Below are 21,923 nucleotides of genomic sequence, written 5' to 3' on the forward strand. Positions count from 1 at the left end.
TGCGTATCGTATACGGTGGAGGTCCGCCAATGCCCGTATCGCCGATCACCCCGGTGAGGCGGGTGCTGGAATATGCGATAAGCGAGATGCCGGCTTCTAAAATTATGATGGGCCAGAATTTATATGGATACGATTGGACACTCCCCTACGTACCCGGCGGGAAGTACGCGAAAGCGGTGAGTCCGCAGGAAGCGATTGAACTGGCGAGAGTGAATGAGGTTTCGATTCTTTACGACGAGACGGCTCAGGCTCCCCACTTTGATTATGTAGATGATCAGGGGAAAAACCATACTGTTTGGTTTGAGGATGCCCGTTCCATTCAGGCAAAATTTAATCTGATAAAAGAACTGGAGATCCGCGGGATTAGCTACTGGAAGCTAGGGCTTTCTTTCCCCCAAAACTGGCTTCTGATCAGCGATAATTTCGATGTCGTCAAGCGTGGACAATGAGAAAAGCCGGGAGGAATTTCTTCTTCCCGGCTTTTGCTGCCTTATATTATGAAGAATTCTGGCCGTTTTATGTCCGGCAGCACAGCAAAGCGGCGACGCGGGTTTGGCATTTTATCGGCACTTCATTCGTCATGGCCGTATCATCATATTGAATTTCGTCTGCAATTCGGCACAAAGCCGGGAAATATAGGCCTTGTTTAGTGTCCCGCTGCCCCCTCGTATGATTTCGCGTGCATACCACTCGGGCGGCGCGGTTTCTTTTTGTTTATCTACTACAACAAAGGTGAGCACATCAGAGAGTGTTCCTGATTCTGTTTTGATATCTACGACGGTTGGCCTGTACATACGGTTGTCCACTCCTTCCCGCCGGTACAAATAAGTAACCGCCTGGTGGCCAATCCGGTATACTTTTCCTTCAACATGGCTGCCGCCTTCAACAATATCGGCTCTTCCCCCATCCGGCGCAACCCGCGTATACCTTAACGAATAATTCGATAAAACACCCCGCCCTATCAAGTCTTGAAACAAATGCTCAACTTTCGATTTTTTAAATCTTTCGTCGTCCATACAGGAACCGTAAGCGAAATAAGACAAAGAAAGCTGGGAAACAAGGCGGTAAATTTTCCAATCTCCATGGGGAATTTTTTTCAAGGAATGTATGTTAAACGACGGATTGATATAAACATAGGCTTCAACAATGCCTGAATCCATGTGGACCAGGTGTATTTCCCTGGTATAGAGGTTTTCTTCATCTTCTCCTTTGTAGCCTTCTAACTCATCAAGTGTATGAAGCTGCTTTTTGGGTATCTGGTAGCATTCCCCGTACACCTTTTCATCGCTGCTCCGAAGCATGACCGGGTACCCTAAACCAGTATCGTACAAAGCGCCATACATCCAGCACTGTCTTGAAATCATCTTGGCTGACGACAGCAATGAATGGTTTGGTTCGTTTTTTCTTAAGGTCCCGTAAACAAACACGTATACTTTCTGTTCTGGCACTGGAGTTCCCCCTTTTGTTAAGTTGTTATATACAAAAAGAAGATAGTTAAGATGGTGCTATTCTTATCTTAGTAGTGCCTGCTATTTTGTATGCGGTATTTTCGTCCGGTTCTTTTAATTACTAGAAAGGCTCTCTTTGAGTATCCTTTCTGCATAGGCAACTACATCCCCCGCCGAAACGCTCATATTTCCGCCGCCCTGGGCAACATTGGGGTTCCCTCCGCCTTTTCCGTCAATAAGCGGAAGTGTTTCCTTTAGCAGGTTGTTCATGGCAATAGGAACCGCAGAACCGCGTGCAAAAACAAGCTGTGTCTTGTCCCCGTAACCAGCAAATAGGGCGACTGTATTTGGCTTTATCGACGTTACGTGATTTGCAAGCTTTTGTAAATCCTGCATGGTTCGGTCGGTAAAGGTTTTCGTTACCAGATGAATGCCGGCGTTCAGCGGCGCCGCTTCCACCAGTTCCCCCGCCTCGTATTCAAACAGCTTTCCCCTCGCTTCCAGCAGCGAACGTTCCAGCTCTTTGCGTTCAGTTAACAGGCGTGTAACATTGTCCGCCAGCTCCGCCTCTCCGCTCGTGAGCAGGCGGCTTGCATCGCGGAGAATCATTTGTTTTTTGTTCATTTCCCGTATGGTACGCGCTCCGCACACAAACTCGATACGGTTGTTATTTTTGTACCGTTCCCAGGTAAGGATTTTAATGGGGCCGACCTCCCCTGTCCGTGAGGGGTGCGTTCCGCCGCAGGGGCTGTAATCAAAATCCGCAATCATAACAATCCGGACATTTTCGCTGACAGACGGCGGCTTGCGCAGAGGAAGCTGAGCCAGCTCCTGCGGTTCAACGAAGCGGGCAATGATGTCCCGATTTTCAAATACGATAGAATTGGCGAGCTGTTCCACAGCTTCTGCCTGCTCCCGGCTCAGTTCCGGCAGTGCAATATCGACGGTCACCGTTTCCCGGCCCAGGTGAAAACCGACGGTGGCCGCATCGTACAATTGTTCAAAAGCTGCAGACAGAATGTGCTGTCCTGTGTGCTGCTGCATATGATCGAATCTGCGCTGCCAGTCTATTTTCCCTGCAATTTCACTTTTGTCTTCTGGGAGCGCCCCTCGGAGGCGATGGCGGATTTCTCCTTCTATTTCTTCTACATCTATCACGTCAATTCCACTAAGGGTTCCCAGATCGCATGGCTGCCCGCCCCCGGTCGGATAGAAGGCGGTTTGCGTAAGCACAACAAACGGAGTGCCATCCCTTTCTGTCCCCTGGCGAAGGATGGATGCAGTAAACTCTTTCTTATACGGATCTTCATAATAAAGTTTATCTTTCATCGTTTTTCCCCTTTGCGTGTAAATTTTCTTCTCACGATTGTTTCAATGTCAGCCGGAGGGGGAATAAATAAGCATACTCCCTTTTCAACACGACTAACCTAATAGCATTTAGTAATTCCCTTTTTACTCCCTACTTGCCTTCTGCTGCGTGCAGAAGGACTTTTTTTTGTTTTGTTCCTGTTTATTTGTCCCTTTACAGGTATATAAAAGGAATAGAATCATTCAATGGAGCGGAGGATGTCAGTATGGACCCTATCCCGGATCATATTCAAGAAAACCTGGATCTTTTGTTTGTCGGCTACAATCCCAGCCTGCGTTCAAGTAAAGTCGGGCACCATTATGCAAACCCGAATAACCGTTTCTGGACCATTCTCTACCGTTCAGGTTTAACTCCGCGAAAATACCAGTCAGAAGAAGGCGACCAATTACTTGAATACGGATACGGGTTTACGAATATTGTAGCCAGGCCGACCCGCACTGCCGCTGAAATTACGAAGGAAGAATATAGAGAAGGCAGAGAAATCCTTAGAAAAAAAATCGCCCGCTATCTTCCCAAGGTTGTCTGCTTTGTCGGCAAAGACGTATATCAGGAATACAGCGGACGCCGAAAAGCAGACTGGGGCGTCCAGGCGGAATCGGTTGTGAAAAATGTCATCGAGTTTGTTGCCCCTTCCTCCAGCGGCCTCGTTCGCATGAAGCTGGAGGATGTGGTGGCTATATACCGGGAATTGAAGGAGTTGCTTGATCAGGTCAAGGATGATTAAGCGTAAGTGGCATCAAATTCATATACAGACTGCTCCTGAACTAGCGAATCCGGCTGGTAAAACCGCTCCTCAAACAGGATGCGGTTTTTATTATTGAATAGGACGACCGTCGATGAGCGGGTGCCATACCCACCGCTTCTAATAAACAGCGGAGACAGCATTCTTTCCCACTCGATTCCAACCCCTGTATTCGGCAGATCCGTATCAGGCGCCCTCTTCTCATCGGAAAGAATGTCAAATAGCGGCTTTGTATCCAGCCTTCCTTTTTCCTTAAGCAAATGCGCCAGCCTCTCTTTGCCAATCGAGACCTTTGGCCATGAAGTATCGAGTACATGATTGCTCAGCCCATGTATACCCGGCTCAATTTCACTCACAATGTTTTCCAGAGTAGAGTAATAGAACAGGGATGTTGTGTCGCCGACGAGCAGGTTAAACCTATTGTAATCCCTGTGGTGCTCTTTCACTTTACATAAGTATTGCTCCGGAGCAATATCTGAAGAAAGATAGTCACTTACCAATTCCCCGCGAGATTTCACATCATCACGTACATCCAGCGGATCCCGGTAATTCGTAATGGCCGCAAAACGGCCGGTTTTTGTAACCCCCATCCACGTCCCCATCTTCTCCAGATCCCTTCCGGCAAGAATGAAAGGATAATCCTCCCAGAATGCGGCGGGCGCAGTCGGGCGGTTGTAGAACTCGTCCCGGTTGGCCGCGACAATGAGCGGGTAGTCCGGGTGGGCCTTATAGGCGAAAAGAATCAAACACAAAAGAACTCCTCCTTCGTTACACCTCTTCAAGCTGTTTTTCCGGGCACAGCTGCTGGAAGCTGCACCAGCGGCATACCGTACGATCTGCTGCTGGCAGGAACTTCTCCACAGGGAGCGGCCGGTTATAATAATCATCGGCCAGGTACGTCTTCATACTGTCCAGGCTGTATGCAATTTTCCTTTTTAAGTGAATGAGTTCCTCTTCCGGCAGCACGACCCGCTCACAGCGGCCGGCCAGCAAATATTCGGTTCTCACCTCAATGTGGTCGAGCGGCACCCCGTAGCATTCATGTACGTAGAGGGCATATAATGCCATCTGTTCTTTGTTTTTTTCATCTTTGCGCCCCGTTTTCCAGTCGACAATGACCCACATTCCGTCATCGCGGCGGTATAAGGCATCGAGTTTTACATACAGCTTGTCTTCGTGCAACGTAAAATAACTGAGCTTCTCCACTTCAAGCAGCTTTGCCTCCGGTTCATTGCAAAGCTCTTTCCAGCTTTCACTTTGCAGAAGGTTTTCCGCACACGCGGCAATGCGCTCGCTTATTGTGGCGGTTCGCGTGGGGGGAAGCCCGCCCTCGTAGTATATCTCATGCAGCATCCCGGATTGTCTGGGGCGTACCCACCATTCATCCAGATTTTTGGAGCTTTTATATGTATCATTCATCATCCTGCGCAAGTAGGCGGCAATGGACCCTGGTTCAGGATAAGAACCTTGCTGTTCTCGCAGCTGAAGCAAATCCTGTGCGGCCTGGTGAACCGCTTCGCCGAATGCGAGGTAAAGATTTTTAAGCTGCTTAAGCCGGTAGGCGGTCTTCGCCTCTTCATTTGAAGTCAGAAGCCAACCGCCGTGAGAAGCATAATAGTGAAAATAATATTGGCGTTTGCACGCATGAAACATCTGGTCACGTGACAGAGACCAGGACCATTCAGGATAAGGCGGTGCCAGGTAGGTCATATGCCTTCCCCTTTCGCTAGATAAGGTTTATGTATTATTTCTACTTTTTTCTATGTATTTCCTTTATAGCAGGAAGGAAAACGTTCTTTTGTCTCAGTTTTTCTTTAAGGCTGCAGTTTCTCTTGATTACCGACGTTGTGTCGGTTATGATAAGTATAAACCGACGCATTGTCGGAAACATATTAAAGAGGGGAATCTTTATGCCGACTGCACTCCTTAATGGTACTGAAATCTTCTATTTGGACGAAGGGAAAGGAAATCCGATCGTGTTTATACACGGTTTAGGGGCTACCCACGAAATGTTTGAACCGCAGGTTGAAACCTTTTCGAAATCACACCGTGTCATTTGCCCTGATATACGCGGAAACGGCCAATCGGGCAAGCTGACGGGACCGATTCGTACTGTATTGGACCGGCAATGCGACGATATCGCCCTGCTGCTCGATAAGCTCGGAATTGAAAAAGCTGTATTTGCGGGTACGTCGTATGGTGGTGTTTTTTGCTTTCATTTCGTTCTACGCTATCCGGAACGTGTAAAAGCCCTGGTTATCACAGATTCCTTTGGGGATACTCAGATTGTCGGGATTACGGAAGCGCTGCTTATGCTTTCCCAATACGGAGCTTTATGGTCGATATATCTTCCTAGAAGTTGGCTCATCCCGGCCGTTAAACACCAGTACCGGCATTGGCCGCTGGCACAGAAACACCTGGTGCGGATTGTTTCACATATGCGAAACCATGAGCATGTTTTACAGCGCCTTGCCATTAATGCCGCCAATCATACCCGTAACCTGGGGCAAGTACATTGTCCTGCATTGGGCCTTGTTGGTAACTTCACAAAGGTAGGCGTGCGCTACATGCAGAGGGCAATGGATGCCATTCCGAATTCTAAATTGGAAATCGTTCCAAACTCGTTTGACCCCACAAATCTGTGCCAGCGGGAAATTTATGATCGGCTGGTGGCGGACTTTCTCAAAGAAATTGGATGGTGAAATGAATGGCGCGAAATCGTAAAACGGCGGCTGAACGAAAACAGGAAATCGTAACGAACGCTCTCGCATTGTTTAAGCAGGATGGATATCGGAATGTGACAATGGACCATATCGCACAAAAATGCGGGATAGCGCGAACTACTCTATACGAATACTTCTCTAATAAAGAAGGGATTTTACTGACGCTCGCAGAGCAAATCGCGGATGAAGCCCGCGCCGTTCAGCCCTCCGGCAGGACAGCCTGCCAGCGATTTGAAAATCTCGCAGCCGATTACCTGGAAAGGATTCAACATCATTCTTCCTTGTATCGAATCCTTTTCCAGGAGGCTCCTGTGTTCTCCGGGGAAGTGTCGAAGAGACTACTCGAATGGAGGGAGAAATTTTTCCACCAGGTTCTCGTCATTGCGGAGGAAGGCATAGCTTCCGGTGAACTTCGACCCGGGATTCGGCCTATGGACGCCGGCTTTCTCTTTCAAGCCATCGTTGGGCAAAGAGCGGGTGAGCTGTTGATGAAGGACGAGTACGTTGACCCGGGTAAAGAAGCCAGGTACCTCGTTTCCCTCCTATGGCATGGGGTTGGTACGTAATGCCGCCGGGATTTTTCGTCATACTTTATCCTTTCCCTTGCCTTTAGGTATAATAATGAAGAAGAAGAATCTACCCATTATGTTTAGTAAGGAGGATTTCGTTGATCCGGACGCTGGCCGTAACAAATGAATCAGAACTTATACATAATTTATCCCTTGAACAGCTTGCTTTGCCGAATATTGCCTGGTATTGGGTCGATTTTAGTGCCCCTGATATTGATGAAGTTACACTGCTTGAAACACACTTCCATTTCCATCCGCTGGCGATTGAAGATTGCCTGCATTTTCTACAGCGGCCGAAATTGGATTATTACGACGGATACAGCTTCTTTGTCCTGCACGCACTGAACCAGGAAACACTTATTCCTGACGAAGTAGACCTCTTTGTCGGAAGCAATTATATCGTTTCTTTTCACCAAACCGAGCCGAAGGAAATGGAAGAAGCATGGGGGAAAGTGTGTGAGAAAGGAAAGGCCTGGAAGAATGGGCCTGTCTATATCGCTTACCTGATTATGGATAAGCTCGTCGATAACTATTTTCCGGCTGCCTATAAGATGGAGGACGATCTGGAAGATTTGGACGAGAATACAAAAGGTCTTCCCGGGCGTGTTCTCATGGACCAAATGTTTGAGCTGCGGGCTGACCTGCTTAAGCTTCGGCGCACGATCGTCTCAATGAGGGATTTATTTTACAGGGTATTAAATTCGGAACGATTGGAAGGGTTTAAAGAACACCGGATTTATTTTGCGGATATTTATGACCACCTGCTTCGGCTCTCGGAAATCGTAGACTCAAGCCGTGAAATGACTGCGGATATGAGGGATAACTATATTTCTCTAAACTCCAATCGTATGAATTCAATCATGATGACACTCACCATTATTTCTTCCATCTTCATCCCGCTTACGTTTATTGCAGGCATTTATGGGATGAATTTCGAATACATGCCGGAACTAAAGTGGCGTTACGGTTATTACGATGTGCTGGGCGGCATGTTTGTCATTGGCTTTGGGATGTTTCTCTGGTTCCGGAGAAAAGGCTGGTTTAACTCTTAAAGCGTGTTAGCGGTAGACTACCTTACAACTTATATGACAAGAGGAGGAAACACTTATGAATCTGGGTTTGGAAAATAAGGTCGTTGTTGTTACAGGAGCAAGCGCAGGAATTGGTCTGGCGATTACTCGCAGCTTTTTAGAAGAAGGCGCCAGAGTCGTGGGCGGCAGCCGCACGACGGATACACTGCGTGAACTTGGATACGATAAACAGCTCGTGCCGGTAGCTGTCGATTTGAGCCAGCCGAAAGGTCCGGATACTCTCATTCAAAAGGCTGTCGATGCGTTCGGTAAAATTGACGTACTGGTCAATAACGTAGGCATTGCACCGGCGAGAGAAGGTTTTTTGCAAACGGGCGACGAGGATTGGACGCAAATGTTTGAAACGAACTTGATGAGTATGGTTCGCGCCAGCCGCGCTGCACTCCCCTATATGATTAAGCAGCAGAATGGCTCCATTATCAACATTGCGTCGGAAAGCGGAAGGCAGCCGGATACGATTTTGATTGATTACAGTGCGCTAAAAGCGGCGATGCTCAGCGTATCCAAAGCGCTGTCAAATGAATTCGGCCCGCAGCATCCGAGTCAATGCCGTATCGCCGGGACCGACACGAACCCCGCTCTGGGATAATCCAGGTGGATTTGCGGACAGTCTGGCCGAGCAATTCGGCATGGAGAAGGAGCAGGCGATCGAGCATTTCGCGAAAGAGGTGCGGCAGCTGCCGCTCGGCAGGATTGGCCGCCCGGAAGAAGTAGCATCGGTTGTCCTCTTCCTGGCATCGGATCAGGCGGCTTTCGTAACGGGTGCCGAGTATACGGTGAACGGCGGCTCTCTCCGGGCTTTTTAAGATTTGAGAAACTCTTATGTTGGAGAAGATTCGGTATCAGTCTTCTCCTCTCCTAAAATTTGATGTTCCGCCCGATTCGATTTTTCTTGGCGAATTGGAATAATGAGGGGAATCGGCAGCAAACTAAGGAAAAAGGAGGGTATGTAATGACCAGTATAGTCGAGGCCGTAACAACCGTTGTTAATTCTTTGATAGATGAAGAACCAAAGCCGCCTCTTCATGTGGGAGAAGTGATGAATTGCTGGATACTGCTGGCGATTTTCCAGGAGGCCCACACGATGTATATATCCGGTTTAAATACGACAACAGACAGCGAGCTGCGGCACGCGCTCGAAAAAGCAGAAATAGGTTCCAGGCAAGACACTGATAGGTTAAAGAAATTTATGACAGAGGAAGGCGTTCCTCTTCCGCCCGCACCGGAGGATAAGCCGAAATCGAACCCGGATGCTGTTCCGCTTGGCGTGAAGCTGACCAATGACGAGCTTGCTAACGCGGTTTCAGCCAAAATTGCTTCCGTAATAACAATTTGCGGTTCAGCCATGGCTCAGTCTGTTCGAAATGATATAGGTATCCTCTTTTTTCAATTCCAGGTTCACTTAATGAAGTATGGAGCCGTATTTAAGTCTCTTATGAGAGAAAGAGGCTGGCTGAAAGTTCCCCCCTACTACTATCCGCCTGGCCGCCCCCGCGAGAATGAGTAGATAGATTTTCTGCTCTCCCTACTCTGCTGTCTGCCAAATCCGTGCTATACTTGCTGAAAAGTATAAAGTGAGGAATCGCGGATGTACCCACAGGCACTTATTGACTATCTCGTATATTTTCATGCAGACAGGGATTACTTCGAATGCCATGAAGTGCTGGAAGAATATTGGAAAAGCCTTCCTCCTTCCGAACGAAGCAGGTTATGGGTCGGCCTGATTCAAATCGCGGTTGGTTTGTATCACCAGCGGAGAGGAAATTTTGCGGGTGCTGCCAAGATGCTTGGTGGAGCGCTGCAGCGTTTAACTTCTGAGGAATTAAATGGAGTTGGCTTAGATGGACCCCGGCTGCTTAAAGAGATAGAAGCAAGAAAAGAGGAAGTCCAAAAGCAGGCTCCGTACACAGATCTATCGCTGCCGATAAGCAGTGCTGCCTTGCTGCAGGCATGCGAGGAAGTATGCGAAAGGCGCGGCGTATCCTGGATGTCAGCAACGGATCCCCAGGATGAGTACCTTATTCACAAGCATAAGCTGCGGGACCGGACGGATGTAATCGCAGAAAGAGAAAAAGCAATACAGGAGCGAAAATAAAGCGGACTATCGCTCCTTTTAACGCCAAAACCACCGTTTCCTATTGTAGAGACGATGGTTTTTCTGTCCATACCCTAAAAAAGACGCAGCCTTTATTCTACTAATGAAACCCTACAAATAAGAGCCCACTTTGCTTTTTTTGACGCTTCATCAATGGAACCGCTTGCCGAAATGCTATTTTCGTCTGTCGCCTGCATTCCCCATATAGCGATTTCGCGAGAATCCGGAACCTGGAGGTCGTCGTTCAACTGAAGCGTGACCGATGAATTCATCTTTGGATTTTTCTCAATCTCAAATTCGCTGCTTGGTTTATTTCCTTTGTATTTCAGTTTAACAGCACCGGACATAGAACCAAGAAAGGCTCTAAACTTTGCGGCATCGCCATCAAACAAATTTACCGGTGATACAGTAAGATATCCGGTTTGTCCGGGGCGTGATGACTCCGGCGCGGAGCCATAGGTGGCCTGTTTGGATTTCGATTCCATACACCCGGATAACAAAAAGAAGATAATAAAAAATAAGGTGATAAAGGCGGGTTTTTTCATTGCTGGGCGCCCCTTCCATAAATTTAACCATAGTATACCATCAAAATTAGACATATAAATAGGCTGCCCCGGAATAAAGGCAGCCTAGTCTTTTGTTTACTTTTCCACCGCGCACATCTCATTAGATATAGCGGGGTTTTTCTTCGTTTGCCACTTGATTGCCCGAAACCTGACTGTCGCAAAAACGACTCCCAGCACAATAAGTGTGCCGCCGATTACCTGCGATTTCGTAATGGGTGAACCTAAGGCAATATATCCCACAATCATCGCGACAAATGGCTGCAGATTGAGCAAGATGGACGCCTTCGAAGCGCCTACTTTGGTAATTCCCCGGTTCCATATTAAACCGCCTACTCCCTGGGACAAAATACCGGATAAAGCAGCAAGAACCCAAGGCCAAACAGAATGAGCGACAATCGGGTGCTGGTCGTTCACATAGACGAAAGGAACGAACATGCAAGCGCCTAAAATGGTGGAATATACGGTCGCTGAAGTGGACTCAAACGTCTGTGTCAGCTTACGGATGAGTATCAGGCTAATGGAGAAGGTAAGCATCGCTCCCCCGGCCAGCAAGTCGCCTAACCCAATGGCAACGTGCTGTTTGCCAACCGCAACGAGCATGTAAACACCGAATACAGCAATTAAAGAGCCAAGAATCATCCGGACAGTCAAGGGCTCCCGAAGAAAGAAATATGCCATAATGCTTGTTGCTATCGGAGCCAGGGACATAATCAACGCCGCTTCCGTTGCGCTTGTATAGCCTAAAGCCTGGAAGAAAAAGGTCTGATTCAGCAGCGTTCCTATAAAGGCGATAGCGAGCAGATAAACCCATTGGCGTTTTTTGATGCGAATGAATCGATGGGTAAAAAATGCAAAGCCAAGAAGAAAGCATGAAGTAAAGATAATACGAATGGCTGCCAGGATAAGAGGATGGAACTGTCCGACTAACCAGCTGCCGACAACAAAATTGCTCCCCCAAATGATAACGGGGATGAGAAGTACTAAATAACTGGATAACATATGCAGTATCCCTACCGTTCTGTAATGTAGATGCATGCATCAGTATACTGCGTTACCCGCAGGAGAAGCAATGCTAATAAAGTTCAATATCCGAACAAGAAAAGGGTTTCACTGGCAAAAACCTTAGGAATTCGAAGGTATGCTCCTTCTCTTTGTTTTGTTAAACAATTAAGGTAAGCGGACCGATTTGTATGCGTCACGTACGCCCTGTTTAAGAAAAACGCTATCTATGCCGTGCGTAAAGTAATGGACGCCCCGCTCTCTCCAGAAGTTGATAAAGTCCACGCTGGTGCCATGCATGCCGATGGATTTGCCTCTCTCTTTTACTTTATCTATGATTTTCTGAATCGTTTCTATTACAACCGGATGATCGAGCATTCCTGTTAAACCAAGCGATTGGGACAAATCCATCGGCCCTATGTAAAATAAATCTACCCCTTCCACGCCGATGATTTCATCCAAATTTCTAATGGCTTGTTCCGTTTCAATTTGTACAATGGTTATGACTCTATCATTTTCACTCTGGACGAAGTCCTTTATATTCATATCCCCATAATGATCGGCAGCACACGCTCCGCCCACTCCCCGTTTGCCAAGAGGTCCGAACTTTGAAGCTTCCACGATAGCTCTTGCCTCTTGCACGTTATTTACCTGCGGCAGCATCACGCCATCCACGCCTAAATCGAGTACCTTTGAAATGAACATAGAGGTGCCGGAAGCTACGCGAAGTATAACAGGGATGCCGGCTTTTTTATACACCGGAACGATGGCTCGTAAATCAGAGAGATCCACCGGACCGTGTTCCATATCAACCGTAACAAAATCGACTCCGGTTAGGGATAGAACTTCAGAAACAATGGGAGAAGGAATTCTTTGCCAAATCCCCACGACATCTTTTCCGTTTTTAATTATAGATTTAAACATTGTATGCCTCCTCTAGTCATTCGTGTACTGAAAAGAAGGCCTGCAGTAATCTGCAGGACCTCTATCAAGAGTTATTCAAGTGTATTTGTCAGTGTACCGATTTTCTCTATCGAAACAGTAATCTCATCTCCGGACTTTAACCAATGCTGCTCGGATTCCGGATAGCCCAGAATCACCCCATCAGGTGTTCCCGAGAAAATGATGTCTCCTGGCTTTAACGTCATATAGCGGGAGGCGTAGCTAATAATGGTTGCGCAGGAGAATATCATATCTTTTGTATTTGCAGACTGCCGCAGCTCTCCGTTGACCTCACATTTCACTTCGAGATTGCCTGGGTTAGGAATTTCATCGGCTGTCACAAGGTAAGGGCCAACAGGGGCAAACCCATCACTCGTTTTTCCAAGCAGCCACTGCCCCGTTCGGAATTGGAGGTCCCGGGCGGATAAGTCATTTCCAATACTGTATCCGAACACATAAGAGAGAGCTTCTTCTTCACTCACATTTTTTGCCGTTTTCCCGATAACAATGAGCAGTTCCGCTTCATAATCGAATTTTTCCGCGTCTTCTGGAAGATACACAACCTCTTTATGGCCCGCCAGGGCATTGTTAAACTTGCTGAATAAAATAGGTGAAGTAGGAACCGCCATTTTTGATTCTTCCGCATGGTTAATATAGTTAAGCCCTACGCAAATAATTTTTTCCGGGGATTGTACGCACGGGCCATATTCAACATTCTCTTCGCTGACGAGGAATTGTTGTGGATTTTCACTCGATAGAGCATTGTCTACTAGTTGTTTAAGAGCTTGAATCCCCTCGTCCCTACTGGCGATAAGAGCATCCACAGTGTTCGGCAGGCTTATATTTAGCTGCTCACCTGCTTGTTCTACATCTATAATTCCCTGTTCCGTTTGAATTCCTAATCCGAGTCGGTCGCCTTTTTTAAAATGGAGCAATTTCATATCTTCTTTTCCCCTTTCTTATTTCCCCTAAATGTTAGATACTGTTTCTTCATATGGATTGTTTGTTAATTCTTCTATTAAAGAAGCTTGAATCCCTGCCGCCCGTGCGAAGTTCTCCAATTCTTCCACTACTGATTTAGGCAGAACAATTCCTTCTATTAAATTTTTCTCCTTGTTGTTTGCCTCGATCTCCCCTGGAAGATAAATTTCCTTTGCGCCTGCCGTTAAAGGAGTATCTTTCATATATTGGATGTACCGATCTACGGAAGCTTTAAACAGCGTCGGATCCATAAATGCGTCTACCCTTAAAGCCATGAAGAAATGGCTAATGTCATTCGGGTTTTCAAAATCCTGATACATGGAATGAATATCCGGGCCAATCGCTCCATTACTTAGCACTGCGGAAAGAATATCAACGAGAACGGCAAGGCCATATCCTTTCGGTCCGCCTACCGGGAATAAAAATCCGCCTTGAACAACGTCATCGGGATTTGTTGTCGGTTCGCCAGACCGGTCTACTGCCCAGCCCAGTGGGATTTCCTGTCCTTTGCTTTTTGCAGCCAGGATTTTCCCGAGCGGAACAACGCTTGTGGCCATATCTACTACGATCGGCTTCTCGTCTCCGGCAGGGATGGCCATCGCAATCGGATTGTTTCCTACCTTTGCTGCGGCTCCTCCTGGAGGTGGCATTAATGGCTCTACATTGCTAACAACAAAACCAATCATGTTATGTTCTAGCAATTGGGAAGCCCAATAGGCGGCCGCACCGAAATGATTGCTTCTACGCACGGAAATGGCAGCGAGATTCGCGTTTTTCGCCTTCTCCAGCAATAAGTCAATCGCTCGCTGTGAAACAACCTGGCCGATTCCGTATCCGCCGTCGAGGACAGCTGTGCTTTCCGTTTCATTCATAGTTACAACCTCTGTTTGCTTAGCCATAACTCCCTTCTCTAACCGGTTAAGATAGATCGACATCCGTATTACGCCATGGCTGCTGACACCTCTTAAATCGGCATCGACAAGGGAATCAGACACCGTTTTTGCATCTTCAACCGGCACTCCATTGTTCTGCAAAATGAGTGAACAAATCTCTGAAAGCGGTTGCGGGTTTATACGATAGAAAGAACTCATTAGGAAACGACCTCCGTTGCTATTTTTTCTTGTGTAAGCGGCTTGTTATCTTTTTTCAAAAACAATCCATAAATGAGCGCTGCCACTCCTCCAATAACACCAGCAATGACAAGGGCTGCAACGAAGTTATGGAGACGATCGGCCAGAAAACCTGTCAGAATTGGGGCAATCCATCCAGCTATATTACCAATGAAGTTCTGCATACCAGCGAGGGTCCCTTCTGTGCCCTTAGGTGCAATGTCAGCAATGATCGCCCAGGAAGAGCCATTCGCAAACATCATTCCCCCCATCGAGAGCGAAATGAGGAGGATAGCGGATGAAGCGCTTTCAACAAAGGCCCCCGGAATGATAAACAGGGAAAGGAGCATGCCTATCGTCATAATTGTTTTGCGAGCCTTGATTGGTTCCCAACCTCTCTTAACGAGCCTGTCTGAAAGATAGCCTCCGAGCAAAGCACCTGCAGATGCGGCAACCCATGGGAGAATTGAGTTAAAACCGGCTTTAATCAATGTCATGTGTTTTTCAACAACCAAATAGGTTGGCAGCCAGGTGAGCATGAGATAAAGCAAGTAGTCCTGGGCAAACAGCCCGTATAAAATACACCAAACATTTCGTTGTTTTAATAACTGGTACCACTTAACTTTAGATTCTTCTGTTTTTTCAGGCGCTGTTTGCCCCGCTTCAATATACGCAACTTCTGCTTCATTAGCGATGCGGCTTTCACTCGGACGATTTTTAAAATAATAAAGCCAGAGGAAAACCCAGATAACACCAAGTGAACCCGTGATGATAAAGGATACGCGCCAGCCGAAGTTTTCAACTACCCATGCTACGAGTGGGGTGGTAAGCCCGGCTCCTACAGCAATCCCCGTTGTAAATAAGCCGTTTGCAAATCCGCGCTCATGAGTTGGCAGCCAATCGGAGATAACGCGGGTGTTGGTTGGAAAAGCCGGTGACTCCCCAATTCCCATGAGAGCACGGATTCCGATAAGCGCTCCAAGAGAGCGTCCGGTGGCCGTTAAGGCTCCGAATATAGACCACCATAAAATCGCCACTGCATAGGTGACTCGTGCTCCCAGTTTATCGACGATAGCTCCTACAGGAATTTGCATTAATGTATACGTCCAGAAGAAAGCGGAGCCTAGAATGCCAAATTCAACTTTTGAAAATGAAAGCTCTTTCATCATTGCCGGGCCGGCAACGCCAAGATTCGAACGGTCCAAATAATTGATGGATGTGGCCAAAAAAATCAAAATGACGACACCCCATCTGCCATTTGTTTTTTTCATGCAATTCACCTCTTTTTTCACATGGTTTATAGATCACTAAAAGATGATTTTGTTTTCATTAAGTGCTCAAGTAAGGCCTTTCCAGCTGTACCGTCTCTTAAACCTTTCACAATTTCCATATGTTCTGAAATAACTTCTTCCCTTCTATTTTTGCGGTGTAATACCCGTACACCAATCCGCCGAATGGTATCTGACGTTTGTTCAAATACACCAATAATTCTCTTGTTGTTTGTTAATTCATAAATGACTTTATGAAAATCATGATCAATCGCCATAAATTCATAGTCATCCTGTTCTGCAGGATTTGTTTTCATAATCGAAATTAACTGTTCCAGTCTTTTTAAGCTATCCTCACTGACGTTTAATAAAATCTTCTCCACAATTGATGTCTCCAGCATTACGCGCAACTCGAAAACCTCTTCCATATCACGGGCAGTAATTGGGCTTATGTATGTCCCTTTATAAGGAATCGTATAGACCCAGCCTTCCGATTCGAGGATTTGAATTGCTTCACGAAATGGGGTTCTACTAACTTGAAATTGTTCTGCTGCCCGCTTCTCGGTCATCATTTCGTTGTCCGTTAAAATGCCGCGTATAATCGCCTCCTTTAGAATTTCATAAGTCTGTACTTTCAATGGTTTAGGTGCTGCCAAATGAAGATTCATTTCGATTAACTCCCCTGTTTGTCTAATATATAGTATATAATATATTATATATAATTTTCTGTAAACTATATTTTTAACAATTTAGTCATTTTAGATTATTTTTTATTATTACATCCATTTAAAGGTTAAAGGCCTATCTATACATGCAAAAAAGCAGACCTAATTTCAGTTAGGTCTGCTTGATTCGTATGAATTCCTACCCTGTTTAATCAAAATCATGAACCAGCATTACCAACTAATTCCGCCGTGCCAAAATGAAATAGCAGAGAACGGAGCCAATACCGGCAACAGCAATGACAACTCCCATCGGTACCGCTGTCTGGCTTCCGCCAAGCCCGACGAGAGGGGCTGCGATTCCTCCAAAGACGAATGACAATAATCCAAGCAGTGCTGAAGCACTCCCTGCCGACTCTCCATGGTTTTGCATAGCGAGCGAAAAGCCTGCCGTCGTTATAATTCCAACGCTCGATACGACGATAAACAAACACGGAAGAATAGCAGGTAAGCCTGCACCCATAAGAATCACGGCGAGCAGCGCCGTGCCGCCAAGAAAAGCAAGGCAAAGCCCGCTGATAAATAATTTTCCCTCCCCTATCCGGCCGGCCAGCCTGCCGGCGATTTGTCCGGTCATAATAATTCCGAGGCCATTAATCGCGAAGAACAGACTGAACATCTGAGGCGAAGCGCCGTAAATCTCCTGAAGGACGAACGGTGACCCCGATATGTAAGCAAACATCGCCGCAACGACAAGCCCCTGTGATAACGCATACCCTATGAAAACCCGATCGCTAATAAGGCTGCGAAAGGTGGACAGCGTATGGGTGATTCCTCCCTCAGACCGGCGTTCAGCAGGCAGTGTCTCCGGCAACCCCGCACGCACGGCAATGAACATCACAAGGCCAATCGCACTCAATACAAGGAATACACCGGTCCAGGGCGTCACTCGGAGCAACTGTCCTCCTATAATAGGTGCAAGTATCGGGGCAGCCCCGTTAACGAGCATCAGAAGGGAGAAGAATTTTGTTAATTCCGAACCTGAATACAGATCACGGGCCATCGCGCGGGAAATAACAATGCCTGCAGCTCCTGCCATTCCTTGAATAAACCGCAGAATAATCAATATCCAAATAGAAGGAGCAAACGCGCATAATGCCGATGATACAGCATAAATAGCGAGCCCGATAAGAAGAGGGGTTCGCCGCCCCCGTACATCGCTAAGCGGGCCCGCAAGCAGCTGTCCGAATGAAAGCCCGAGCAGGCAAAAGGTCAGGCTTAGCTGGGTAAGGGATGCCGTCGTATGTAAATCCTTAGCCAGTGTTGGTAATGAAGGCAGGTACATATCAAGGGATAGCGGCCCGAATGCGGACAGTGAGCCTAATAGTATGACCATCCACAATCGATATGATAAAGCAGGTTTTTGTGAAGCAGAGTCGAGACCGTTCGTAAGATTGTTCATCCTACTTGAACTTTTTCCAGTCCATGTTGCTTTCCTCAAGCAAATCGGCAAATGTTTTATTTTTTTCCCGTGTGCGCTGCTCGGCTTTTTTCTTTTCCCTTTCCGCTTCCAGCTTTGCCTGTTCCTTTTGCTTTAGTTCCTGCGAAGTTTGCTTTAGCTTTTCAAGGGCAGATAAATCAATGCGATCGCCAAGAGCGCCAAGAGGCGTTTGGTCTTCTTTTTCGCGTTTTTCAAACTTGTATGTTTGTGGTTTTTTGCTTCTTTTTTGCCATCACGATCCCTCTTTTTCACTATATTTTAATAGAATCGTAGCATTGCTGCGTGTAAACTGGCAAGTTTAGTTGCCCGTATAATTGCTGTTTGTCAAAAATGCAGGTTATCTCCTTGATGATCCTGAGGGGAGTGCAAAATGATCTCCAATTTCATGCCGGGGTTAAAACAATGCCTGACTTCAGTTCAAATTTTAACATTGCAAACATATGTTCTTTGTTTTATAATCGAGTTATGGCTAATAATGGATAGAAAATAATTTAGAATCAAGGAGTTGACGAATCATGACAACGCGATTGATCCCCTATTTAATGATGAATGGAAATGCAAAAGAAGCTATTCAATTTTACGAAAAAGCACTGGATGCTAAAGTCCTCTTTACCCAAACTTTCGGAGAGATGCCGGAAAACCCCGAATTTCCTTTACCAACAGATGCAAAGGAACGTGTGGCACACGCAATGTTAAAAGTTGGCGAAACGGATCTTATGTTTTCTGATATATTTCCAGGTCAACCCCATCAAAGTGGAAATCAAGTGACCATCTGTATTTCAACTAATGACCTGGAAAAGTCAAAACAAATGTATGAATCCTTGCAGCAAGGCGGTCAAGTGAATATGCCGCTGCAAGAAACTCATTTTAGCCCTGCTTACGGTATTGTAACGGATAAGTTCGGCGTAACTTTCCAAATTTACACTGAGAGCCAACAGTAAGTTATTGTTAGCGACGCTATCCGTTTGTACTTGGCACTTCATAACAGATTTCCACTGTTACGTTCATATGACATAATAAAATCCTGGCTGAATCCGCATTTTCAATGCCAATAATCACCCTCCCACTGTGGCAACGATTTTGCTTACGCGGAACAATGCAAAAAAAGGCTCTGTTCGCATCGTTTGCGACAGAGCCGTTCTCCTTTTTCTTAGGTTTCTCGAAATACAAGGAGAGATCCTTATTTTTCAAAATAAAGTAACCATCGTGCTGTTTTACGGCAATAGATTCTTTGGAATCAGTTCCCTTAATTCCAAACAAATTCTCGCCTTCTCTTAAGCCAGAAGGTTGGCATTTAGTATAATTAATTCGATTTGCCATATTTGATTTTATCAAATGCAACTGTTCAATTCATCTATGTTTTTTTTGTTCGAAGACGCCCCATAACTATCATTAAAAGCGTTACCCGTTACCGGAACAAAAAAGCTGCCGAAACAGAGTTATTGAACACTCGATTCCCGTCGCTGATAAAAGTTAATTTCTATTTAAGTCTTCAGGTCAACGACCCGCCACTGAAGTGGCAGGCCTGTGTGAACGCATAAGCCTGGTTGATTAGACCTCTTCCCTCGCAGGAAGGAAACGGTCGATGGGAACCTACGGAGACGATTTCGCAAGAAATCGGTTCTCTGCTTTATCTTCGCAAAGGAGATGTTTTAGATGGTGTATGCACTGAATCAGAATGGCGCACACGGAACCGTGAGGTGGCCCAAGCAAACCTGCGCCAGTACCGGGGGTTGAAGTTAACTAAGAGAAGAAGAAGCATCCACCGGATGCGCTATCCGTTGCAACTGATGGATATGGTCAGGTTTGACGGCAAGGACTCTCTTGTCAGCGGGACAAACAACAAAGGCAAAATGATTGTGCTGAAAGGCTGTGCGCGGGCACCGTCCGTCAAGAAGGTGAAGGTGGTCAAGTACGGCAAAGGATTTGGCAGGCTGGCAGGGGAAGACCTCCGGGTTTCCTCCCCCATCTAAAGAAAGGGGGGGCCAATCTGGCCTATTTATGAACCAGTAATGGATTTTCTATCTGGCACTGCTTCCCCAAAAGCAGATCAACATTTTAGTCTTTTTTCTTACTAAAGAACGCTAATTCGAAAAAAGACATGGCTAAAGATAAGCCTAGAACAGGAGAAAAATCATAAAGTTCAATTTTTGAAGGTTTAAAAAAGTAGTTACAAATAAATGTTGCTATACTAAGGAAAATAAACAAAGTAATAAACCGCAAAATTAATTTTTTAAATTCAACCCGATTTAGCTTGATTGAATTTATAACAGCTGTACAAGTTAAGTACAAGCCATATGAAAGAAGAAAAATAACATATCCTATAACAAATTTATAAGAGAATGGATTATCAATATTGTTATATACAATAGATAATGTAATTATTGTGCCTGCTACAAATAAAGTAAACAGAATTAAGTTTGACGAAATATATTTCATCATTTTATCACCACCGTAGGCTTTTCAATATCTTGGATGCTCTTTGATTATCTCAGAATATAACAACCTTGTTTATTGGTTAATTACAGCTGGGGTGTCATAATTTGTTATATCGCCAACACCAAAAGGCGACAATAATGATTTTATAGACAGGTTTATTTGTATGTATCTACCTCTTACTATTCGTTATTTGACCATTCTGTTTGGTTTTTTTGTGATTTATTCGATTGTAGGTTATATCGCATTAGGAGATGTTTTTGATAGGTTTAACAGTAAATGGAATATGGCAAATGCAATCATTGGAAATGTTGCTGAGGTTCTTTTTTATTTATGGTTACGGCGTCATATAATCAAAGTCTCTACTGTGAATAATGAATAGAAAGACCCCCTAAAAATTAGGAGGTCTTATTTTTCACTTGCGATTTGCCGGTCTAACCAACTTAACATGTCTGCGAAAAATTGTTTTCGACCCAAATCATCAAACGGACGGTGCCGCATAGAATCGTATTCAAACTTCTGTTTGTCTTGGGAACCGACAGAGTTAAAGAACTGACGCAGCTTCGTTGGGGGCGTAATTTCATCGTCAAGTCCGTATTGTAACAAAAACGGCATTTCAATAGAATGTGCTTGGTTCATTAAGCCTGATAGCGTTTGAATTAAACCGCGCCCCAAACCAGGTGTTACCGTATTGTGACGCAGGACATCAGAACTAAGTCTGGTAATCATTTCTGGGTCTTGTGTTAATAAATGTAGATTACTGGATTTTTCAATCGTATAATCTGGTTTAAGCTTACCCATTAAGGCAATAAGTAATTTCTCTATCGGTTTAACTTCATAAGAAACGGCAGGGGCAATTGCAACAAGTCCCGCAATATCTGCACCATGATATAAAGAATAGTCGAGGCTAATAACCCCGCCAAGGCTATGTGCCACGATATACAGTGGCAGTTCAGAAAGCTCTGAAGTTACTAGCTTCCGAAACTCGTGTAAATCCCCCCTATATTCTTCCCATGTCCGAATAAATCCCCTTGTACCCGAACTTTTTCCATGCCCGCGCAAATCAAAAGCATAAGCGATATATTCATGTTCTACCAGGCATGCACAAAGGTTCTGTAACCCGCCACTATGGTCGCCATGTCCATGTACTACAATAACTGCCGCTTTTGGAACCCCTTTTGGTTTAAAGACGCGATAAAATAGTTCAGCTCCCTTAACGCCATAAAATGTCCCTTCCATTGTCATCAAAGAAATCCCTCCTTTTTAGTTCAAAAAGCTTTTTGCTCCACAACAATATAAAATGATAGCTTGGTGAACATAAATTAGATTCTTTTTAAATGCATACCCGACAAAATAATTTGAAGAAATAGCATTTTCGCTAACCTCTTCATTTCTAAAAAATGGCGGACATGGATTTAATAT

General features: G+C 45.6%; 24 protein-coding genes and 3 pseudogenes. 11 read left to right on the forward strand and 16 right to left on the reverse strand.

The genetic code is table 11. From position 1 onward, the window contains the following. Positions 1 to 11: 11 nt before the first annotated feature. Positions 12 to 449: pseudogene (locus MBEAL2_RS13295) on the forward strand (glycosyl hydrolase family 18 protein); the annotation flags it as partial. Then, on the forward strand, positions 446 to 601 hold the full coding sequence (locus MBEAL2_RS30220; RefSeq protein ID WP_236692829.1) for an Mpo1-like protein: 156 nt from the start codon (positions 446 to 448) through the stop codon (positions 599 to 601). The pseudogene MBEAL2_RS13295 and the gene MBEAL2_RS30220, both read left to right, overlap by 4 nt. On the opposite strand, the gene MBEAL2_RS13300 is transcribed toward MBEAL2_RS30220, so the two are convergent. Both MBEAL2_RS13300 and MBEAL2_RS13305 read right to left on the reverse strand, forming a co-directional pair. Then, a complete protein-coding gene (locus MBEAL2_RS13300; protein ID WP_047152774.1) occupies positions 579 to 1,448 on the reverse strand; it encodes a gamma-glutamylcyclotransferase family protein in 870 nt (289 codons plus the stop codon). The two genes, MBEAL2_RS30220 and MBEAL2_RS13300, sit on opposite strands and share 23 nt — an antisense overlap. Positions 1,449 to 1,562: 114 nt before the next feature. Further along, positions 1,563 to 2,777, reverse strand: a complete 1,215-nt coding sequence (locus MBEAL2_RS13305; protein WP_047152775.1) for a serine-tRNA(Ala) deacylase AlaX — start codon at positions 2,775 to 2,777, stop codon at positions 1,563 to 1,565. Positions 2,778 to 3,022: 245 nt separating this feature from the next. Here MBEAL2_RS13305 and mug point away from each other — a divergent pair, with 245 nt between their 5' ends. After that, positions 3,023 to 3,541: a G/U mismatch-specific DNA glycosylase gene (gene mug, locus MBEAL2_RS13310; RefSeq protein WP_047152776.1), complete on the forward strand. Its 519-nt coding sequence runs from the start codon at positions 3,023 to 3,025 to the stop codon at positions 3,539 to 3,541. Here mug and MBEAL2_RS13315 read toward each other — a convergent pair. Both MBEAL2_RS13315 and MBEAL2_RS13320 read right to left on the reverse strand, forming a co-directional pair. Next, positions 3,538 to 4,311, reverse strand: coding sequence for an NRDE family protein (locus MBEAL2_RS13315; RefSeq protein WP_047152777.1), 774 nt, complete (start codon positions 4,309 to 4,311; stop codon positions 3,538 to 3,540). The two genes, mug and MBEAL2_RS13315, sit on opposite strands and share 4 nt — an antisense overlap. A gap of 16 nt (positions 4,312 to 4,327) precedes the next feature. Beyond that, positions 4,328 to 5,269 carry a PD-(D/E)XK nuclease family protein gene (locus MBEAL2_RS13320; protein WP_047152778.1) on the reverse strand — a complete coding sequence of 314 codons (942 nt, stop codon included), beginning with the start codon at positions 5,267 to 5,269 and terminating at the stop codon, positions 4,328 to 4,330. A 200-nt stretch (positions 5,270 to 5,469) separates the two neighbouring features. Here MBEAL2_RS13320 and MBEAL2_RS13325 point away from each other — a divergent pair, with 200 nt between their 5' ends. The 6 genes and pseudogenes from MBEAL2_RS13325 to MBEAL2_RS13350 all read left to right on the forward strand — a co-directional run bounded on the left by MBEAL2_RS13325 (position 5,470) and on the right by MBEAL2_RS13350 (position 10,037). Then, positions 5,470 to 6,261: an alpha/beta fold hydrolase gene (locus MBEAL2_RS13325; protein ID WP_047152779.1), complete on the forward strand. Its 792-nt coding sequence runs from the start codon at positions 5,470 to 5,472 to the stop codon at positions 6,259 to 6,261. A 5-nt stretch (positions 6,262 to 6,266) separates the two neighbouring features. After that, positions 6,267 to 6,848, forward strand: a complete 582-nt coding sequence (locus MBEAL2_RS13330; RefSeq protein ID WP_047152780.1) for a TetR/AcrR family transcriptional regulator — start codon at positions 6,267 to 6,269, stop codon at positions 6,846 to 6,848. Positions 6,849 to 6,949: 101 nt separating this feature from the next. Further along, entirely contained in the window at positions 6,950 to 7,903 is a 954-nt protein-coding gene (gene corA / locus MBEAL2_RS13335; protein ID WP_047152781.1) for a magnesium/cobalt transporter CorA, read from the forward strand. Between the two features lie 55 nt (positions 7,904 to 7,958). Then, positions 7,959 to 8,748, forward strand: a pseudogene (locus tag MBEAL2_RS13340) (SDR family NAD(P)-dependent oxidoreductase). A 146-nt stretch (positions 8,749 to 8,894) separates the two neighbouring features. Continuing rightward, positions 8,895 to 9,449: a DUF3231 family protein gene (locus MBEAL2_RS13345; RefSeq protein ID WP_047152782.1), complete on the forward strand. Its 555-nt coding sequence runs from the start codon at positions 8,895 to 8,897 to the stop codon at positions 9,447 to 9,449. An 81-nt stretch (positions 9,450 to 9,530) separates the two neighbouring features. Continuing rightward, positions 9,531 to 10,037 carry a DUF309 domain-containing protein gene (locus MBEAL2_RS13350; protein WP_047152783.1) on the forward strand — a complete coding sequence of 169 codons (507 nt, stop codon included), beginning with the start codon at positions 9,531 to 9,533 and terminating at the stop codon, positions 10,035 to 10,037. Positions 10,038 to 10,129: 92 nt separating this feature from the next. On the opposite strand, the gene MBEAL2_RS13355 is transcribed toward MBEAL2_RS13350, so the two are convergent. The 9 genes and pseudogenes from MBEAL2_RS13355 to MBEAL2_RS30225 form a co-directional block, all read right to left on the reverse strand. Next, positions 10,130 to 10,582, reverse strand: a complete 453-nt coding sequence (locus MBEAL2_RS13355; protein ID WP_047152784.1) for a hypothetical protein — start codon at positions 10,580 to 10,582, stop codon at positions 10,130 to 10,132. Between the two features lie 96 nt (positions 10,583 to 10,678). Continuing rightward, entirely contained in the window at positions 10,679 to 11,602 is a 924-nt protein-coding gene (locus MBEAL2_RS13360) for a DMT family transporter (RefSeq protein ID WP_047152785.1), read from the reverse strand. Positions 11,603 to 11,770: 168 nt separating this feature from the next. Then, positions 11,771 to 12,526, reverse strand: coding sequence for an HpcH/HpaI aldolase family protein (locus MBEAL2_RS13365; protein WP_047152786.1), 756 nt, complete (start codon positions 12,524 to 12,526; stop codon positions 11,771 to 11,773). Between the two features lie 71 nt (positions 12,527 to 12,597). Continuing rightward, positions 12,598 to 13,485: a fumarylacetoacetate hydrolase family protein gene (locus tag MBEAL2_RS13370; protein WP_047152787.1), complete on the reverse strand. Its 888-nt coding sequence runs from the start codon at positions 13,483 to 13,485 to the stop codon at positions 12,598 to 12,600. A 27-nt stretch (positions 13,486 to 13,512) separates the two neighbouring features. Beyond that, positions 13,513 to 14,616 carry an Ldh family oxidoreductase gene (locus MBEAL2_RS13375; protein ID WP_047152788.1) on the reverse strand — a complete coding sequence of 368 codons (1,104 nt, stop codon included), beginning with the start codon at positions 14,614 to 14,616 and terminating at the stop codon, positions 13,513 to 13,515. Then, a complete protein-coding gene (locus MBEAL2_RS13380) occupies positions 14,616 to 15,905 on the reverse strand; it encodes an MFS transporter (RefSeq protein ID WP_047152789.1) in 1,290 nt (429 codons plus the stop codon). The genes MBEAL2_RS13375 and MBEAL2_RS13380 overlap by 1 nt, the downstream gene beginning before the upstream one ends. Before the next feature lie 26 nt (positions 15,906 to 15,931). Continuing rightward, positions 15,932 to 16,570: a GntR family transcriptional regulator gene (locus MBEAL2_RS13385; RefSeq protein ID WP_047152790.1), complete on the reverse strand. Its 639-nt coding sequence runs from the start codon at positions 16,568 to 16,570 to the stop codon at positions 15,932 to 15,934. 235 nt (positions 16,571 to 16,805) lie between these two features. Beyond that, the gene (locus MBEAL2_RS13390) at positions 16,806 to 18,026 is read right to left on the reverse strand and encodes a multidrug effflux MFS transporter (RefSeq protein WP_047152791.1); all 1,221 of its coding nucleotides are present in this window, start codon (positions 18,024 to 18,026) and stop codon (positions 16,806 to 16,808) included. Position 18,027: 1 nt separating this feature from the next. Then, positions 18,028 to 18,210 (reverse strand): annotated as a pseudogene (locus tag MBEAL2_RS30225) (YqkE family protein); the annotation flags it as partial. 370 nt (positions 18,211 to 18,580) lie between these two features. On the opposite strand from MBEAL2_RS30225, the gene MBEAL2_RS13400 reads away from it, so the two are divergent. Further along, complete coding sequence (locus MBEAL2_RS13400) at positions 18,581 to 19,006, forward strand: VOC family protein (RefSeq protein WP_047152793.1); 426 nt, start codon at positions 18,581 to 18,583, stop codon at positions 19,004 to 19,006. 16 nt (positions 19,007 to 19,022) lie between these two features. Here MBEAL2_RS13400 and MBEAL2_RS13405 read toward each other — a convergent pair whose 3' ends face one another. Next, positions 19,023 to 19,325, reverse strand: coding sequence for a hypothetical protein (locus tag MBEAL2_RS13405; RefSeq protein WP_047152794.1), 303 nt, complete (start codon positions 19,323 to 19,325; stop codon positions 19,023 to 19,025). Between the two features lie 287 nt (positions 19,326 to 19,612). On the opposite strand from MBEAL2_RS13405, the gene MBEAL2_RS13410 reads away from it, so the two are divergent. Beyond that, positions 19,613 to 20,038: a hypothetical protein gene (locus MBEAL2_RS13410; RefSeq protein WP_047152795.1), complete on the forward strand. Its 426-nt coding sequence runs from the start codon at positions 19,613 to 19,615 to the stop codon at positions 20,036 to 20,038. Positions 20,039 to 20,123: 85 nt separating this feature from the next. Here the strand turns inward: MBEAL2_RS13410 and MBEAL2_RS13415 are convergent, their stop codons facing one another. Both MBEAL2_RS13415 and MBEAL2_RS13425 read right to left on the reverse strand, forming a co-directional pair. Then, complete coding sequence (locus tag MBEAL2_RS13415; protein WP_047152796.1) at positions 20,124 to 20,507, reverse strand: hypothetical protein; 384 nt, start codon at positions 20,505 to 20,507, stop codon at positions 20,124 to 20,126. Positions 20,508 to 20,909: 402 nt separating this feature from the next. Further along, entirely contained in the window at positions 20,910 to 21,746 is an 837-nt protein-coding gene (locus MBEAL2_RS13425) for an alpha/beta hydrolase (protein ID WP_047152798.1), read from the reverse strand. Between the last annotated feature and the right edge of the window lie 177 nt (positions 21,747 to 21,923).

This window comes from Aneurinibacillus tyrosinisolvens (assembly GCF_001015055.1).
In the GTDB taxonomy this organism is placed as follows: domain Bacteria; phylum Bacillota; class Bacilli; order Aneurinibacillales; family Aneurinibacillaceae; genus Aneurinibacillus_A; species Aneurinibacillus_A tyrosinisolvens.